Here is a 13724-nt window from a genome sequence, read left to right on the forward strand (position 1 = left end):
GCGTGGGGATACCTTGCCATGTCCGCGTAACACATGACCTAGCGTAATCTCATTGCTAAAAACGCGAAAATCTGTGCTTTTTTCATGTGCTATGCGGAGTGTGCCAAGTACAAACCCCGGAATTCGCTCTGTCGTCTTCTCACCACTGTTCCGGCGGAGCGTCATGCCCCCGCACGAGAAGCGCCGTCGCAATCGCAGCGAGCCCCTCGCCGCGGCCGGTGAAACCCATGCGGTCCGAGGTCGTCGCCGACACAGTAACCGGCGCCCCGACCACCTTCGACATCGCCGCCTCCGCCTCCCGCTTACGTGGCGCGAACCGGGGGCGCTGCCCAATAATCTGCACCGAAACATTCTCGATCCGCCAGCCGGCCTCCGTCACGAGCCGCACCGTCTCACCCAGCAGCCGGGCACCGGAGGCGCCCGCCCACTCGGGCCGATCCGTCCCAAAGATGGTACCGAGCTCGCCGATCCCGCTCGCCATGAGCAGGGCGTCGCAAGCCGCATGAGCAGCCACGTCCGCATCCGAATGCCCCGCCAAACCGATCTCACCCGGCCATTCCAGACAGGCCAACCACAACGGACGGTCCGGATCGTACTGATGGGCGTCAAACGAGGTCGCAACGCGGATCGTCACTGGCGCCTCCCAGCGAGAAGCATCTCCGCCACCGCGAGATCCCAGGCAGTCGTCACCTTCATCGCCTCAGCCGCCCCCTCAACGAGCACCACCTGCCCGCCCATCGCCTCGACGAGCGCTGCGTCGTCTGGGGCCGCCGCTTCCGTCGCCCCGCGCGCCTCGCCGGCCCGGTGCGCCTGCCGCAACACGTCCACGCGAAAACCCTGCGGGGTCTGCATTGCCCGCAAATTCTCCCGATCGAGCGTGGCCACGACCCGCTCGGGCGAACCGCCATCAACGGTTTTAATCGTGTCCGTCACAGGCAAAGCCGGCACGACGGCGTCGTAGCCCTCCCGCAGCGCGGCCATCACCCGCTCGATCACCGCGATGGGCGTCAGCGCCCGCGCCGCATCATGAATCAACACAAAATCCGTATCGACGGCCGCCAGCCCGTTCGCCACCGACTCCTGCCGAGTCGCCCCGCCCGGCACGAGCCGCACACCCGAAACCGCTGACTTACCCGAAACCGCCGACTCGCTCTCGAGCGCCGGCTCACCTGAGAGAACCCCTTCACCCGAGAGCGCCGCCTCAAATTCTTCGCGCGCCGCGGCATCGGGCGGGATCGTCACCACGACGTCGTCAATACCCGCCGCACGCACCCCGCGCACCGCATGCACAATCAACGGCACGCCGCCCAGCTCGACGAGCGCCTTCGGCTTGTTCGCCCCGAGCCGCGTGCCGGCCCCCGCGCCCGCCACGATGGCGCTGAAAGTGGGCTGCCGTTTCGATACCATACCGACGACGATGCCGCTACTCGGCCGCCGCGGGCGAGTCCGCATCGGGGTTCTCGACCCCCATAATCTCGTCAAGTAGCGCGTCCGCCTCTTCGTCCGTGATGTCGCGCGCCAAAGCGACTTCCGACCCCAGGATCGCCCGGGCCTGGCCGAGCATCCGCTTCTCGCCCGCCGACAGGCCACGGTCCACGTTGCGCCGCGTCAAATCGCGCACCACCTCGGCCACCTTGTTGACATCGCCCGAGGTGAGCTTCTCACCGTTTGCCTTATAGCGGCGCGACCAGTTCGACGGCTCCTCAACATCTTCCTCACGCAGCACGTCGAACACTTTCTCCAGCTGCTCCTCGTTCGAGACATCCCGGAGCCCGACCTGCTCGATCGACTCCTCCGGCACCTGGATCACAAGATCACCCTGCAAAATTCGCAGCGTCAAATACGTGCGCGTTTCGCCGCGCAGAGTCCTTTCGGAGATGTCCTCAATGTACGCCGCGCCGTGGTGCGGGTAAACGACAGTCTCGCCAACTTTGAATTTCGCCACTGGGTGATCACTCTTTCTTCATAGCCTAGTCACCCATTCTACCATCGCGTTTGCCCCGACATAACGGCTCAATTACGCCATCAGATAACGAGGCGGGCTCACTCCGGCTTCGACACGAGCTTGTACCCCAAGCCGCGCACAGTCAGCAGCGCGGTCGGCTTGGAGGCCGACACTTCGATCTTCGAACGGATCCGCTTCACGTGGACGTCGAGTGTCTTCGAATCACCCATATAGTCCATGCCCCAAATACGGTCGAGAATCTGCCCGCGCGTGAGCACCCGATCCGGATTTTGCATGAACATCTCAAGCAGCTCGAATTCACGCAACGGCATCTTGACCTCTTCGCCATCCACGCGTACCACGTGCGCATCCTGATCCATTTCGATCCGGCCCACACGCAGCACGTCGCCGTCCTCGTCGTCCTCCGGCACGTCCGACATGCGCCGCAAAATCGCTCGAATCCGAGCCACGAGCTCCCGGTACGAATACGGCTTAGTCACGTAGTCATCGGCACCGATCTCGAGCCCGACCACCTTGTCGATCTCCGAATCCTTCGCCGTCAACATAATGATCGGCACGCTCGACTTTTGCCGAATCTGGCGGCACACTTCGTTACCGCTCATCCCCGGCAGCATAAGGTCAAGCACGATCAAGTCCGGCTCGGAATCCGCAAACGCTTCCAGCGCGCTCGGCCCGTCGGCCGCCGTCGTCACCTTAAAACCGTCGCGCTCCAAATTAAACTCGAGCGTCTCCCGGTACGTCGGTTCATCTTCAACAACAAGAATGTGTGTCATCGTTACTCTCCATCGGGCCTACGTGTCCACCCTATCCGCAATTCGCGCCGGAGAAGACGCCGATACGGCTTCCACCTGCGGCTGGAATGCGGCCGGCAGGATCATCGTGAACGTCGAACCCTGCCCCTTCTTACTCCACAACTTAATCCGCCCGCCATGATCAGCGGTCACATGTTTGACGATACTCAGCCCCAGGCCAGAGCCGCCCGTCTCCCGTGAACGTGCCTGATCCCCGCGGTAAAACCGTTCAAAAATACGCTCGTGCGCCGCGGGATCGATGCCTTCTCCGGCGTCGACGACGGCGATATGCACCTCGCCCGAATCCTCGCTCGTCGCCACCGACACCCGGCCGTGCTGACGGGAATACCGCACAGCGTTGTCGAGCAGGTTGCGCACCGCCGTCGTTAACAACCCCCGGTCGCCGTACACGCGCAAGCATGGTTGGCCGCCCGTCACGATGGTCACGTTGCGAGCCTCGGCCTCCACGCGCACTCGGTCCACGGCTTCGCGGACGATGTCGTCCACCTCCACAAACTCCGAATCGGCGAGCACATTCGAATCCTGTAGGCGCGAGAGCTGAATGATCTCCTGCACCAGGTTCGCCAGCCGATCCGATTCAACCACGAGCTTTTGGGCGAACTTTCGCACATGCTCCGGCTCGTCAGCCACCTGGCCGATCGTCTCCGCCAACAAACCGATCGCCCCCACCGGAGTCTTCAGTTCGTGCGACACGTTCGCCACAAAATCCCGGCGCGTTTCCTCGAGCCGCCGCTTTTCCGTGTTGTCCTCGAACAGGATGAGTGCCTGGTCGCCCGACAGCGGAGCGGCCCGCACCCACAACCGTAACTCGGACCGGTTCTCCTCCCGGCGCACTAAACGCAGTTCAAGGTCAGACACCTCACCCTCATCCTGCGCCCGCTGCACGAGCTCGCGCAGCTCCTCGCACAACTGTCCGTTGCGGATCAGGCCATACGCGTACGAAATCGACGACGCGCGCAGAATGTCGTCGTCGGCTCCGACGACGATATACGACTGCGGTAACGCAGCCAGAAGCGCTACCGCCCCCGTATCAGCAGACTCGACGACGGGCTCGTCGTCGCTCTCCCACTGACGCTGAGAAAACCAGTAGGCAACGAGCCCAGCACCAGCAACAAGCACACCGACGAGGATCCCCAATCCAAACGCCAAGCCATCGAACATACTCCTAGCGTAAACCAAACCCGCCCCGCAGCCTTAACCGGCATGGTCCCCGCAACCCGCACGTTTCCAGTTGTTAACCTGACGGGCGCCCCGCGTTTAAAATCGCGTGATTTCATCAACCTGTGGCGTGCCGTGAGATAGGCTCGGGTTAGCACAGCTGGCGTAGCGCCACGGCGTCGAAACGAATAAGGAGAACGAGTGCGCGAACAATTCCGTCAGGAAATGAAAGAACTTACCGATACCCTCGTCCTGCAAGCACAGGCGGCCTCAAAGGCGATCACCGGCGCGGCAGCCTCGCTAAAAGATGCCAACCTGGCACTCGCAGAGCGGGTTATCGATGCCGATCACACCATCGACATGCTGGAACGTGACATCGACGAAATGGGCGTCTCCCTACTCGCCCGTCAGGCTCCCGTGGCAAGCGACCTGCGTACCGTGGTCTCCGCGCTGCGCCTGAGCGCCACGCTCGAACGGATGGGTGACCTGGCCCGGCACGTCGCCTACGTTGCCCGCGGCCGCTTCCCGAAGACTGTCGCCTCCGGCGAAGTGCAAGAGCTGTTCGAGAACATGGCCGACAAGGCGGCACAGGTTGGCCAGCTAGTGGCCAAGCTCGTCGAAACCCAAGACCTCTCGCTCGCCGACGAGATCATCGCCGGCGACGACGCGCTCGACGACATGCACGCCAAGACCTTCGAGTTCGCACTCGACGAATCGCTCGAGCTGAGCCGCCAGGAGATCGTTGACGTGATCCTGCTCGGCCGCTACCTCGAACGCTTCGGCGACCACGGCGTGTCCGTCGCACACCGTATGCGCTTCCTCGTCACGGGCATGGAGCCCGACGACGAGGCACGCGCCGAAATCGAAGAATTCTAGGCGGGCCGGCGGTAAGCCCTAACAGGCGGTAAGCCCTTCTAGGCCGTGAACTAAAGAGAACAAAATGGCGGCGGCACCCGATCGGGTGCCGCCGCCCCTTTTGTTTACCGCAGAGGTTACTTACCCTGGTTGGCAACCGCTTCGATGGCGGCCTTCGCGGCCTCCGGGTCGAGGTAGGTGCCACCCTTCTTCACCGGCTTGAGAGTTTCCTCATCCAGCTCGTAGTAGAGCGGAATACCGGTAGGGATGTTCAGGCCGGAGATGTCCTCGTCCGAGATCTCATCGAGCATCTTGACGATCGCGCGCAGCGAGTTGCCGTGCGCGGCGAGCATGACGGTCTTGCCCGACTTCAGATCCGGCACGATCTCGGCCTCCCAGTACGGGGTCAGCCGGTCGATCACGTTCGCGAGCGCCTCGGTAGCCGGAATCGGCTCGCCAGCATAACGCGGATCAGCATCCTGCGAGAATTCAGAGCCCTCTTCGATCGGTGGCGGCGGCACGTCAAACGAGCGGCGCCACTGCATGAACTGCTCTTCACCGTATTCGTCGCGGATTTCCTTCTTATTCTTACCCTGCAACGCACCGTAGTGACGCTCGTTGAGGCGCCAGCTACGCTTGACCGGGATCCAATGCAGATCCGCGGCGTCAAGTGCGAGGTTCGCCGTCGTGATCGCGCGGCGCAACAGCGAAGTGTGCAGGACGTCGGGGCGGACGCCGGCGTCGACAAGCAACTTGCCCGCACGCGCGGCCTCCTCTACACCCTTGTCCGATAGCGGGACGTCAACCCAGCCAGTGAAAAGATTTTCAGCGTTCCACGTGCTTTGCCCGTGGCGCAGGAGAACCAACTTGTAAACCATGCGATTCCTTCTGTGTCGTGTCGATGGCGCGCGAGGTGTGCGCTTCCACGCTCAGTCTACCGGGCGCGGCGGCTCGGCGGCGCTGTCATTCGTCCTACGCGAAAGTGCACCCTCGACCCGCTCTTCGCGCGCCTGCGCCCACGGGATCGCAATATCTTCCATCAGGTCCGCGACGGGGCCGGCCGCCGCATCCCGATTACGCATGTGCTCAGCCGTTTGAGCGATCTCGACCGGCGACATGTTCTGCCCCAGCTTCGCCTTCCCCACAATCTCGCGCACCCTGATCTCCACCCCGACCATCGCCGCCAGCGCATTATTGACCAGCTCGTACGAGGAATGCGTGCCCACCCGCCACTCGCTCTCGAAACGTTCCACGAGCTTGGTCAGGTGCGCGGTTTTCCACTCGGCGTCATCATGAACCGTGAACTCCCCGCGCACGTGCACCGTCACATAATTCCAGGTGGGCACGTTCGGCAGACGCTGGGTGGGCGTTTCCGGGGGAAGATCCATGCCGGACACCCGCGCTTGCGGGCCTTGCACGACGACGAGCGTGTCGGCGTCGTCGCGCCACTGCGGGTTCACCCGGGTCAGGTGGGTTTGCAAGAAGATCTGCTCGCCGCGCCGGTCCACGTTAAAGGGCACGAACGTGGCGTTCAGCCCGTTTGGTCCGGCCGTAATGAACTGTCCGGCTCCGGCTTGTTCGACGACGGCGAGCGCGTCGTCGTCGCCCATCGCGTGTTGGCGTGCCACGTACATGTGTCCTCCGTTCCGGATCGCTCTCAAGCGAGATCCTAACCCGCCATTTCTCGCGGCGCTGTAGCCTATGAAACAATTGGGATCGGTAACCTGAAAAGACACAAAGATAGGTAACGACGATGGCCAACCTGCGAGACACCGAAGGCTTGTACAACACGAAAACGGCGTGGACGTGGCATCCGATCGCCATCGCCGTCGGCCTTGGGCTGATCGCCCTAGGCGTGTTTATGCTCATCAATCCGCGGGCCACGCTGTCAACCGTGGCCTTGATCTTGGGCGTTGTGCTCGTGTTGCGCGCCGTCGTGTTCCTGTTCAGCGCCACGAAATCGCTGGGCGCCGGCAACAAGAGCCAAGCCACGCTCGGCTATATCGCCGGCGGCGTGCTCGCCATCGTTGGGCTCGTGCTGATCATCAGCCCGGACATCCTGCTCAACGCTCTGTTCGCCGTGGCCGCCATTGTCTTCATCCTTGATTCGCTCACGAACCTCCTCCTGCTGCCGAGGCTGTGGGAACTCAACCGGCCGCTGGCTGTGGCCGCCGGGCTCGCCAACGCGCTCGTACTCGCTGCCGCGATCATGATGCTGCTCAACCCCGAACTCGGATGGTATTCGCAAAACTTGGGCCTCGGCGTCGGCATGACGGCCTGGGGTGCCACCTATGCGTTCTACGGCATCGGAGCGGCGACGATGCGCTCGCGCGGAGATGCGTGACGCCGAGCTACTTTGAGACCCGTTATCATTTATAAAGAAAACTTGATATCTAAAATTTTTGATATATAGTTGTCTTTATGAACGAGAACGGACATGAAACTGTAGGCGATGGCCACGTCCATCCTGTCGTCGAGCTCTTTAAAGCGCTCGCCCACCCGATACGTGCCGACATCGTTCATCGCCTCACCGAGTCGCCGGCAAGCGTCGGCGAATTGGTGGATCACGTCGAAGGTGCGTCGCAACCACTCGTTTCGCATCACTTGCGAATCTTGCGCGACGCACACCTCGTTCAGGCAACCCGAATTGGGCGAAACAACGAATACTCGCTGGTCGATGACCACGTGGCGGCCATCTTCTTGGCTGCCTGGAACCACACAGAGGAACATGACAATGACTGCAACCACTGAACATGCTCGAGCTGAAGCTCACAACCACACCCACGGCCCGGACTGCGGACACGAGGCCGTCATCCATCTCGATCATGTGGACTACATCCACGACGGCCACGCACACCGCGAACACGGCGATCACTACGACGAGTGCGCCACCTGTGAGTGCGTCGAGTGTAAGGACTGCATCTGCGCCACCTGTGAGTGCGCCGACTGCACCTGCACCACCTGCAACCACAACGTGTGCGAGTGCCCGGACTGCTCCGACAACTGCGCGAACTGCAACTGTGCGGACTGCAGCTGCGAAACCTGCGACCACGCCGCATAGTCCGCGCCGCGTAGGGCAGACACTTTAGGCAGAGAACTCTGCCGAAGCGATTCCCGGGTTGCCGCACGAGGGGTGCGCGCGGCCCGGGAATCGCGCTTTAGTCTGAGGTCTGATCTTGATCGGCTGTTGGCACCGGATTACATGCCCAAGAGAGTGCCAAGACTCATGGCGGACGTGACTACGACAATTAAAACAACGGGCAATCACGCCCAGATAGACAGCAGTACAAGTTGCAAGCGTAAAACTAAAGACTCCAAAAAATGATTGCGTGACAGGTTTCACATCTCCTAAGATCAAGCTAGGGAGAGACAACACGTTTCTTGAGTGTTTTATTTCCCCATGCCCTTAGCAAATAAGCACCAGCTGATCCATGGAGGGAAGTGAGACTAAAATGAATGGAAGGTTTCCCGCCGTTAACTACAAATATGACGGAGGAACAAAGCAAGCCGGTTTAGCAAACAAGAACGGCTATGGCACAACAGTAACCAAGTATGCTCCTAGCACAATTACTTCTATTCAACCTTGCATTTCACGTTCGACACCTCTGCCGATGGACTGCGGAGGTTGGATTTACTAGAAGCCAGAACATAGATGTCAAATCAACGCTTTATTCAGCGGGTTGCCGTCGGGCTCACATCATTCTTCGTTGTTATGTGTTTTTTCGCCCTAGCTGCGATCCCCGCTGAACTTGATTCTAGGCACTCGATAGCAAACTCGCGTTCACCTTTATATGTCTCTACTGAGGAGAGCGCGAGTTTTGCTTATCGAGTGGACAACACCTTTATTGATTCTCACCTTGTGGGCGTGTTGGCGATTGAGCCTCTGAGTGACGATGCTGCTTTACCTGCCGGGTTAACGGAGTGGCTCAAGCCGGGACAGATCGCGGTGTCTGAAGCGGCCGTGCCGTACTCGGAAATCTTGGCAACATTCGACACACCCATCGGCTGGAAATCAAAAATAACCCGCCACGACGGCCCATCCACCGTGATCTCACGAGGATCACTACCCGGACGGTTGCCATACGAAAGCATGTCCTGCACCCTGCCATCAGCTCCAAACTTCGTCAACGTCCGACGAACTTCAGAATGATAAACCGCCTTATAAGATACGGTTCCATTACCAGTAGCACTCCATGTGAGGCTGACAGGTTCAGATTTTGTTGTTCCTGACCACGTGTTCGTGCCAGTAGCATCGAATACCGCCGGGCCGTTGAGAGTCACTGATAGTGGCAGTCCTGCCACATACGAGCCTGCCCCATTCTTTTGGCCAAGGCCATTAATCGCTCCAGTACGTTGGCCGTCTCCCGTAACGCCACCGCTTTCGTAGCCGACGACGGCGGACTGGCGTGCTTCTTGCACGTACTGCTGCGCGCGCTGTTCGACCTGTGGCAAATTCGCGCGCACCGATCCAATCAGTTCGTTGACGGCAATTTGGGCATGACCAGTCTTATTCGATTCGAAATTCACGTGAATCAAATACGCCAGCGCCGCAAGATTAACGTCTTCTTGGTTGTACTGATATTTGTTCAGGAGCCACGCCATCTGAGGAGTAGTCACTGTCAGTTCAGTCGGTCCCCACTGCGAAGCATCCGTCAACGTCTCAATCGACGTCATTTCATTCGGGCCAGGATCAGCAAGACGAGCATTAATACACCAAATCGGCGTTTCCTCCACCGTCTGTCCATCAATCGACGGGGTCTCCACGTAATGCGGGCCAAGACGCAAATAGCCAACCGCATTCACGCCCGGCACATCGAGTCCACGGCCAACCGAAGCATCCCAATCAGCTCGCGCCACGCTTGGCACGAACAATGTAAGTAGCAAAGTCAATGCCGCAACAATCGCGGCAGACCGGCTTTTCACGCCGATCTTGTCGTTCACCGACATATAATTCTCCTTAAGGGAAGATTGAAACTAACGCACAACCAAAAGGTTGCATCTCTTTCCTAGGTGGTGAACCATGCGGGAACATGGTTCACCACCGCTCTAATCAGGTCTTAGGACTCCTTCCGTCTAAAGATTGAACCGTGTCTAGCAAGGCCACGTATTGCCAAACTCATCACCACAAATGCCTTCGCCTGTCTTGTTTTCCACGATGACATCACCAGTTTCGACCCAGCCGCCGGTATTCGGTGCAGCCGCTGGAGCTGGAGCCGGGGCAGGTGCTTGCGCACGTGTTGGAACGGCCGGAGCCGCTGCGGCTGGTGCTTTCCGCCCACTGTTGCTACCACTGCGAGTACTCGAGCTACTGTTCTTAGCGGTTTCTTTGTTTGCAGAGGGCTGACTGCTTGTTGCGTCGTTTTGGTCACGGTCACGGCGGTAGCTTTCTGCAAACCCGCGTCCGCCAACCGAGTTCGCGGTTGCCATTTGCGACAGTTCCGCTGTCGCCGTCGTCAGCTCACCGGTATACCCGGCAAGCGAGGTGCGAGTGTCGATGGCCTCTTCGTAGTCGATCTCATCGAACCGCGCCTCCACGTCGCTCACAAACTTCTCAAGATCATCAGCTTTCGTGTTCAGCTCGGAAATCACCCAGTCTTCAATCAAGCCAGCCGGGACTTTTGCGATCTCGTCACGAGCGGCCTTAACCGCCGCGGTTGCTTCATCAAGCGCTTCACGTACATGCTTGTCCTTGTACTCGCCACGCACTGTATCGATCACGCTTTGAATGTCAGCGTCATATCCCTTAGCGATCTCCTGCATGTTACGGGCGTGGGCTACCTTGTCCTCTAACTCATCGGCAGCCGCATTGATCTCATCGACCGAGGCCGCCTCAAGATCATCAATCACTGCTTTCGGCTTTTCTGGATAGTCCAAGATAGCTCCCAGCGAGTTCTCTACCGTGCTACAGGTTGCCTCATGCTTTTGCACGTAACCCGCCGAAGTTTGCGCAACCTCCCGGCACTCCGGTAACCGATCCTGCACCGCCGTGGCATCCTGCTTCGCCTGCGCAAGCTCCGTACTAAAAGTCGCTAACGTCGTCTCATAGCGCTCGATAGCCTCGGCTCGCGCGGCACGCTGCTGGCCAGCAACCACGAGCCACACCGCCACGCACACAACAACCACGAGCACAGCAACCGCCGCAACCCGTTGGCCTACCGTCGTGGACTTCAACCGTTCCGTAATACTCACCTGCACTGCCCTCCCAAAAGCAGACAAACACTTTATTCACACCCTACGGGGCGCTACACCTATTATTCACTGACAACACCGACTGCGAACGCGAATCAAACGACATGAACGAGCAAGATGTCACAGTCCCCACCCCATTTGTGCGCGCACAGAATCAGGAACGATAACTACAGCCACAGCAAATGCGAAAGCCTTAACAATCCTCATTAGTCCACACTCATCTCTTCGTAAACCTCATCGAGCACCACTACACCACCAAATAAAGCCAGCGCGAAAACGAAAGGCACCCCCAACATGGACAAAAAGATCTTCACAGCAAAGCCCCCTGCCCCGGCAAAGGATCATTGCTGTTATCGTGCGGATCAACGGGGACGAGGATGCGATCAACCTCCGACTTGGGAATGCGAAACTGCCCCGTTGGCAACTCAATGTAGGTAATGTACCCTTCAGCGCACCAGCGCGTGACAGTCTGCCGACTCACGTTGAGCATTTCGCTCACCTGTCGAGTGGTGTATAGCTTCTCGGCCACATTTTCTCCATCTAGTTGCATTTAATGAACTTCTGTTAGCGAGAGTAGTTAGGCCAATCTGATTTGTCAACTCAATTCAGTTGCACCCAATGCAATTGCATGTAACAATGGTCGCATGTCAACAACGACTCAGGAATTCATTACTCAAATGAGCGTCGATCAGATCATCGGCGAGCGCGTTAACACATGGCTACGTCGCAAACGTCTCATGCAAATGGAACTTGCGGACTTTCTAGGAATTCAACGTTCTGTCGTTTCTCGCAAAGTTTCCGGTCATGTCTCATGGTCAGCTACCGATCTTGTTAAAACAGCTGCATTCCTAGATGTTCCACTTTCGGAACTTCTACCCGAAGAAACAGTAGAGATGGCAAAGGCTCCAGACCTTGTGGGTTCTGGAGCCGTGTCGAGCCACCTGCGAGAATCGAACTCGCGACCTTCTCATTACGAGTGAGACGCTCTACCGACTGAGCTAAGGTGGCCTGCGCCAGTTCAATTTACCTAACCAGCGCACCGCATTTCAAATAATGCGACGTGATCTTGGCCGCGCCGCGCCGCGCGCGCTGTCCGCCCGCGCGATCAGGCGGGCGCCGGCCAGCACCAGGGCGGGCCTACTCATCCCCCACGCAACGCAGCCCGTCGTCGGGCACCTCGCCGCGCAGCATGTAGGCATCGAGCGGCTTGCCGATACAGTCGCCAGCCCGGCCGTAGGCCGTATGGCCCTCACCCTCCCAGGTGACGAACACGGCGTTGTCCATCTTGTCGGCAAACGCCTGCGACCACTCGTACGGGGTGGCCGGATCACCGGTCGTTCCCACGACGACGATCGGCTCCGAACCTTTTGCCACGAACGGCCCCATCGGCTCATCCAGCCCGCCCGGCATCTGCGCACACAAATACTGCGAATATCCCATCGCCTTACCGAAAATAGGTGCCTCTGCTGCCATCTTGTCGGCGAGCTTCTCCCACTCGGCTTCGTCGCCTTCGACCACGGTGTCCGCACAGTTGATCGCCCAGTTCGCCTCCGTCATGTTGGAGGTAAACGTGTCACCTTGACGAGACATGTACAGGTCAAACAGCAGCAGGAATATTTCCCCGTTGTTCTCTTTGATCAGCTGGTCGAACGCCGAATCGAGGAGGAACCACGACGTATCGTCATACAAAGGTGCGGCCACCCCGTAGAACAGGCCCGCTTCCGTGAGCTGGCGGTCGCCCGCGGGCACCGGGTTCGCCCCGATCTCATCGAAGAGCCGGGCCACGGTTGCCCGCGCCTCCTCAGGCGTGCCGCCCAGCGCGCAGTCCCCGCCGTCAATACAGTACTCAATATAGGCGTCAAGCGCCTGCTCGAAGCCTTTCGCCTGCGCAAGATTCTGCTCGAAATTCGGGATCGCATCATCAACCGCGCCGTCGAGAATCATCCGGCCCACATTTTGCGGGAACAGCTCCGCATACATGCCGCCGAGCGTGGTGCCGTACGAGTAACCCACATAGTACAGGCGCGGATCGCCGAGCACATGCCGCATGACGTCCATGTCCTGTGCCGCCTCGCGCGTGCCCACAAACTCCAGCAGGTCGCCCGTGTTCTCTTTACATCCGGCAACGAGCCTATCCACATCGGCACGCTCCTGCGCCTCGCCCTCCGGGGTGTCCGGATGGGCCGTGTCGAGGTAGGCGGCCAGGTCGGCATCACTCAAACAGTCGACGGGCGCCGAATCGCCCACCCCACGCGGATCGAACCCGATCACATCAAAGTGTTTCAAAAGATCGTCCGAAAAGAACATGTTCGCGCTCTCGGCCATCGACTGCCCGCTCGCACCCGGCCCGCCCGGATTCACCAGCAGACTACCGATCGCCTGTTCGTCGGCGGCCCTCTTCTTCATCCGAATCGTGATGGTTACACCGCCCGGATTCTCATAATCCATCGGAACGGTCACGTCCGCGCACTCAAAATCATCGCACGCTTCCCACGCCAACTCTTGTTCATAGAACTTGTCCAGCCCCGCCGGAATCTCGGGCATGGCTGCATCAATCGGGACCGCATCGCCGGTCTGTACCGGGGACGTCGGCGACGGCGTCTCCGTCTTATCCGGCACGTTCGTGGAATCCGTACAGGCAGCTAGGCCTAGCGAAGCTGCGGCAATCAGAGCAATCAGTTTGAGTTTCACACCTCAAACTTATGCGATTTTATGAGCCGCGTCATCCTAGCCCGGCGCTTTGT

General features: G+C 59.4%; 16 protein-coding genes and 1 tRNA gene. 4 read left to right on the forward strand and 13 right to left on the reverse strand.

Features of this window, described 5'->3' with window-relative positions:
• Positions 1-139 precede the first annotated feature (139 nt).
• From ispF to EL234_RS04155, 5 genes are all read right to left on the reverse strand, one after another.
• A complete protein-coding gene (gene ispF, locus EL234_RS04135; RefSeq protein WP_126416277.1) occupies positions 140-634 on the reverse strand; it encodes a 2-C-methyl-D-erythritol 2,4-cyclodiphosphate synthase in 495 nt (164 codons plus the stop codon).
• Positions 631-1407, reverse strand: a complete 777-nt coding sequence (gene ispD / locus EL234_RS04140) for a 2-C-methyl-D-erythritol 4-phosphate cytidylyltransferase (RefSeq protein WP_126416278.1) — start codon at positions 1405-1407, stop codon at positions 631-633. The genes ispF and ispD overlap by 4 nt, the downstream gene beginning before the upstream one ends.
• A 16-nt stretch (positions 1408-1423) precedes the next feature.
• Positions 1424-1945: a CarD family transcriptional regulator gene (locus EL234_RS04145; RefSeq protein ID WP_126416279.1), complete on the reverse strand. Its 522-nt coding sequence runs from the start codon at positions 1943-1945 to the stop codon at positions 1424-1426.
• Positions 1946-2043: 98 nt separating this feature from the next.
• On the reverse strand, positions 2044-2739 hold the full coding sequence (locus tag EL234_RS04150; RefSeq protein WP_126416280.1) for a response regulator transcription factor: 696 nt from the start codon (positions 2737-2739) through the stop codon (positions 2044-2046).
• Positions 2740-2757: 18 nt separating this feature from the next.
• On the reverse strand, positions 2758-3939 hold the full coding sequence (locus EL234_RS04155) for a sensor histidine kinase (RefSeq protein WP_126416281.1): 1182 nt from the start codon (positions 3937-3939) through the stop codon (positions 2758-2760).
• 198 nt (positions 3940-4137) lie between these two features.
• On the opposite strand from EL234_RS04155, the gene phoU reads away from it, so the two are divergent.
• The gene (gene phoU, locus EL234_RS04160) at positions 4138-4812 is read left to right on the forward strand and encodes a phosphate signaling complex protein PhoU (RefSeq protein ID WP_126416282.1); all 675 of its coding nucleotides are present in this window, start codon (positions 4138-4140) and stop codon (positions 4810-4812) included.
• A 116-nt stretch (positions 4813-4928) separates the two neighbouring features.
• Here the strand turns inward: phoU and EL234_RS04165 are convergent, their stop codons facing one another.
• The gene (locus EL234_RS04165; RefSeq protein WP_126416283.1) at positions 4929-5669 is read right to left on the reverse strand and encodes a phosphoglyceromutase; all 741 of its coding nucleotides are present in this window, start codon (positions 5667-5669) and stop codon (positions 4929-4931) included.
• A 51-nt stretch (positions 5670-5720) separates the two neighbouring features.
• Positions 5721-6419 carry an FMN-binding negative transcriptional regulator gene (locus EL234_RS04170; protein ID WP_164712336.1) on the reverse strand — a complete coding sequence of 233 codons (699 nt, stop codon included), beginning with the start codon at positions 6417-6419 and terminating at the stop codon, positions 5721-5723.
• A 125-nt stretch (positions 6420-6544) separates the two neighbouring features.
• Between EL234_RS04170 and EL234_RS04175 the strand changes: the two genes are divergently transcribed.
• Positions 6545-7135 (forward strand): DUF308 domain-containing protein, encoded by a 591-nt coding sequence (locus tag EL234_RS04175; protein WP_126416285.1) that lies wholly within the window; start codon positions 6545-6547, stop codon positions 7133-7135.
• A gap of 77 nt (positions 7136-7212) precedes the next feature.
• Positions 7213-7542: an ArsR/SmtB family transcription factor gene (locus EL234_RS04180; RefSeq protein WP_126416286.1), complete on the forward strand. Its 330-nt coding sequence runs from the start codon at positions 7213-7215 to the stop codon at positions 7540-7542.
• A 123-nt stretch (positions 7543-7665) separates the two neighbouring features.
• Here EL234_RS04180 and EL234_RS09400 read toward each other — a convergent pair whose 3' ends face one another.
• The 4 genes from EL234_RS09400 to EL234_RS04200 all read right to left on the reverse strand — a co-directional run bounded on the left by EL234_RS09400 (position 7666) and on the right by EL234_RS04200 (position 11509).
• Positions 7666-7875 (reverse strand): hypothetical protein, encoded by a 210-nt coding sequence (locus EL234_RS09400; RefSeq protein WP_197718463.1) that lies wholly within the window; start codon positions 7873-7875, stop codon positions 7666-7668.
• A 768-nt stretch (positions 7876-8643) separates the two neighbouring features.
• Complete coding sequence (locus tag EL234_RS04190; RefSeq protein ID WP_126416288.1) at positions 8644-9738, reverse strand: hypothetical protein; 1095 nt, start codon at positions 9736-9738, stop codon at positions 8644-8646.
• Positions 9739-9882: 144 nt separating this feature from the next.
• The gene (locus tag EL234_RS04195; RefSeq protein ID WP_126416289.1) at positions 9883-10980 is read right to left on the reverse strand and encodes a hypothetical protein; all 1098 of its coding nucleotides are present in this window, start codon (positions 10978-10980) and stop codon (positions 9883-9885) included.
• A gap of 310 nt (positions 10981-11290) precedes the next feature.
• The gene (locus EL234_RS04200) at positions 11291-11509 is read right to left on the reverse strand and encodes a helix-turn-helix domain-containing protein (protein WP_164712338.1); all 219 of its coding nucleotides are present in this window, start codon (positions 11507-11509) and stop codon (positions 11291-11293) included.
• A gap of 148 nt (positions 11510-11657) precedes the next feature.
• Between EL234_RS04200 and EL234_RS09535 the strand changes: the two genes are divergently transcribed.
• Positions 11658-11960, forward strand: coding sequence for a helix-turn-helix domain-containing protein (locus EL234_RS09535; RefSeq protein WP_407701392.1), 303 nt, complete (start codon positions 11658-11660; stop codon positions 11958-11960).
• Here the strand turns inward: EL234_RS09535 and EL234_RS04210 are convergent.
• A tRNA-Thr gene (locus EL234_RS04210) sits at positions 11916-11988 on the reverse strand. The two genes, EL234_RS09535 and EL234_RS04210, sit on opposite strands and share 45 nt — an antisense overlap.
• A gap of 129 nt (positions 11989-12117) precedes the next feature.
• On the reverse strand, positions 12118-13671 hold the full coding sequence (locus EL234_RS04215) for an alpha/beta hydrolase (RefSeq protein ID WP_126416291.1): 1554 nt from the start codon (positions 13669-13671) through the stop codon (positions 12118-12120).
• Between the last annotated feature and the right edge of the window lie 53 nt (positions 13672-13724).

It is taken from the genome of Trueperella bialowiezensis (assembly GCF_900637955.1).
In the GTDB taxonomy this organism is placed as follows: Bacteria; Actinomycetota; Actinomycetes; order Actinomycetales; family Actinomycetaceae; genus Trueperella; species Trueperella bialowiezensis.

Excerpts from the sequence above, each read along its gene's own strand:
- EL234_RS09535 (WP_407701392.1), top strand. The coding sequence starts at position 11,658 with ATGAGCGTCGATCAGATCATCGGCGAGCGCGTTAACACATGGCTACGT.
- EL234_RS04190 (WP_126416288.1), bottom strand. The coding sequence starts at position 9,738 with ATGTCGGTGAACGACAAGATCGGCGTGAAAAGCCGGTCTGCCGCGATT.
- EL234_RS04155 (WP_126416281.1), bottom strand. The coding sequence starts at position 3,939 with ATGTTCGATGGCTTGGCGTTTGGATTGGGGATCCTCGTCGGTGTGCTT.
- EL234_RS04150 (WP_126416280.1), bottom strand. The coding sequence starts at position 2,739 with ATGACACACATTCTTGTTGTTGAAGATGAACCGACGTACCGGGAGACG.
- EL234_RS04175 (WP_126416285.1), top strand. The coding sequence starts at position 6,545 with ATGGCCAACCTGCGAGACACCGAAGGCTTGTACAACACGAAAACGGCG.
- EL234_RS04165 (WP_126416283.1), bottom strand. The coding sequence starts at position 5,669 with ATGGTTTACAAGTTGGTTCTCCTGCGCCACGGGCAAAGCACGTGGAAC.
- ispD (WP_126416278.1), bottom strand. The coding sequence starts at position 1,407 with ATGGTATCGAAACGGCAGCCCACTTTCAGCGCCATCGTGGCGGGCGCG.
- EL234_RS04180 (WP_126416286.1), top strand. The coding sequence starts at position 7,213 with ATGAACGAGAACGGACATGAAACTGTAGGCGATGGCCACGTCCATCCT.